At 33.9% G+C, this 2,588-nt stretch carries 2 protein-coding genes and 1 rRNA gene; all 3 read right to left on the bottom strand.

Annotated features, from left to right (window positions below):
* Positions 1-380 precede the first annotated feature (380 nt).
* Positions 381-1,112: a DsbA family oxidoreductase gene (locus tag ACSG5Z_RS29555; RefSeq protein WP_106383667.1), complete on the bottom strand. Its 732-nt coding sequence runs from the start codon at positions 1,110-1,112 to the stop codon at positions 381-383.
* Between the two features lie 184 nt (positions 1,113-1,296).
* Positions 1,297-2,256, bottom strand: coding sequence for an alpha/beta hydrolase (locus ACSG5Z_RS29550; RefSeq protein ID WP_435712731.1), 960 nt, complete (start codon positions 2,254-2,256; stop codon positions 1,297-1,299).
* Between the two features lie 242 nt (positions 2,257-2,498).
* A 5S ribosomal RNA gene (rrf, locus tag ACSG5Z_RS29545) occupies positions 2,499-2,588 on the bottom strand; the annotation flags it as partial.

The following is a 2,588-nucleotide window of genomic DNA, read 5'->3' as shown; positions in this document are numbered from 1 at the left end:
CATCCTGAGCCAGGATCAAACTCTCCAATAAAGTTAGTTTGTCTAGCATCTAAAAATAAAAATTGACGTTTCACGTTGTTTGTTTCGTTCAGTTTTCAAAGAACTACTTGGTCGCTCATTTGCGACTCCCTTATGTTAACATCTTCGTTAGTTAATGTCAACTAAGTTTTTTATTTTGTTTACCGCGTTCTGCGTTATTGCATCGGCGACTTGTTCTATATTACACCTCTAAGATACAACCGTCAATATGTTTTTATAAAAAAACTTCATTTTTTATAAATCCTATTTACGTTATTAAATTATGTATTTATATACCTCTTCTATAAGAATAGATAAGCAACCCATAAAATACTCTATGGGTTGCTATTCCTTCATAAAAACTATTGTTCTTTTGAAGGTATCGAACAACTTTCATCCGTACAAGACATATCGCTTCCACCCTCTGAAGAAAGCTCTTGTAACTTAGGTGCAGGATTCTCTTCTTCCCACACTTGTTGAAGTGCACCGACAAAAGTTTCGAGTGGTTGCGCACCTGAAATAGCATACTTTTGATTAATAATAAAATAAGGTACTCCTGAAATTTGATATTGCTGAGCAATCGATTCATCAATTCTAACATCATTTGCATATGCACCTTTATCATTAATAACACGTAAAGCTTCTTGCTTATCTAAACCTGAAGCTTCAGCAATAGTAGCAAGCGTATCCACATCACTTAAATTTCTCGATTCAGTGAAATATGCAAAAAGTAGATTTTCCGTAATCTCTTTTTCTTTCCCTTGATCCTTTGCAAATTTAGCTAGACGATGCGCATCAAAAGTGTTCGTCGGCTTCATCTCTTCAAAATTAAAATTTAAATCCATACTAGCTGCATGATTTCCTAGTTGTACATTATTACGCTTAGCTTCTTCAATACTAATCCCGTACTTTGATGCAAGTACTTCATTAATACTTGTTCCAGAATAGATTGGAGCATTTTGGTCTAATTCAAAACTTTTAAACTCCACTTCAACATCCTTCTTATGCGGAAATTGCTCTAAAGCCATTTCTAATCTACGTTTCCCAATATAACAAAATGGGCATACAAAATCTGACCATACTTCAATTTTCATAGAAACACCTCATTAACATGTAGTTTTCAATTATTGTAGCACTGGCAATAAGGAATTCAAAAATTTATGCTTCAAACCTTATATACTACAAACTAAAATAAGTTTTTAAATAGAAAAAACGATAATCAAAAGTATAAAAACCTTTCCTTCTGATTATCGTATATACAAATCTAAAACAATCTAATTACGCTGGAATGTATCTCCCCACGAACTTCCATACGGTATTCCAATATTTATTCGAATCTACCTTCTCGGCTTCTCCATGTCCAGCACCTGGAACAATTAATTTCTCTTTTTCTACTTTTGCAGCATTATATACTTCATCTAACATTTCATAAGGAACAAATGTATCAGCATCCCCATGAATAAATAGCATAGGTGTTTTACTTTTCGCCACTTGTTTTATAGCTGAAGCTTCTTCTAAATCATATCCAGCTCTTAATTTTGTAACTGTATTTGCCGCATTCATAACAGGAAACTTTGGCAAATGGAATAGATCTTTTAGTTGATACGTAAATTCATCAATAACAGTTGAGTATCCACAATCTTCAATAATAACTTTAACGTTAGAAGGTAACTCTTCACCTGAAGTCATCATTACAGTTGCTCCCCCCATTGAAACACCAAAGAGTGCTATTTCAGCATTAGGGTCTTTCTTTACAATTTGTTGAATCCAAATCAAAATATCTTTACGATCATGCCAGCCCATCCCTATATAATCACCTTCACTATTTCCATGCCCACGAAGGTCTGGCGCTATGACGTTATATCCTTGTTCATAAAAGCCCCGGATATATTTCGTCATTTTCGATGCCCTACTATCATATCCATGAACTACAATTGCCCATTTATGACTAGATTGTTCATTCATATATTCATAACCTGTTAATTTCAACTTATCGAAAGAATTTATGTTTCGTGTATTAGGTTTATGATTTGATACAAAGTTCGCATCCTTTTCTTCATTTGTAGCGAACACACCTCCCGATGCATTCACAGTTTCTACTAAGTGAGGATTATCCTCTAAAAACTCTTTCTCTTGTTTCGCATTCAACGCATAATTATAAAAATAATTCCCGACTAACATATAAGTAATTGCTAGAAGGACTAAAGCTACTATAGTAATTACACCTATCTTTTTCATATTATCTCCTTAAAAAAATTTAAATCTTCCTATATTAAAGTACCTCGAAAAACAACTGTACTATTTTAACACACCGATAGATTGCTTCTACAAAAAATAGAATAGAAAATCTTAAACTACACATCAAAAATGATGAAAGAAAATGAATATGAGGGGATCAAAAAAATACGGATTACTTACTTGAAGCTGATAAGAAGTTTAAAACACAAAAAAGACGAGTCATTCTGACTCGTCTTAAAGTTGCTTGGCGACGTCCTACTCTCACAGGGACAAGGTCCCAACTACCATCGGCGCTAGAGAGCTTAACTTCCGTGTTCGGTATGGGAACGGGT

Source organism: Bacillus pretiosus, assembly GCF_051294775.1.
GTDB lineage: Bacteria > Bacillota > Bacilli > Bacillales > Bacillaceae_G > Bacillus_A > Bacillus_A wiedmannii.
Note: the sequence above shows the minus strand (reverse complement) of the source record. Positions and strands in the feature narration are given on the sequence as shown.

Coding starts and splice junctions, on each gene's coding strand:
- ACSG5Z_RS29555 (WP_106383667.1), bottom strand. CDS start 1,112: ATGAAAATTGAAGTATGGTCAGATTTTGTATGCCCATTTTGTTATATT.
- ACSG5Z_RS29550 (WP_435712731.1), bottom strand. CDS start 2,256: ATGAAAAAGATAGGTGTAATTACTATAGTAGCTTTAGTCCTTCTAGCA.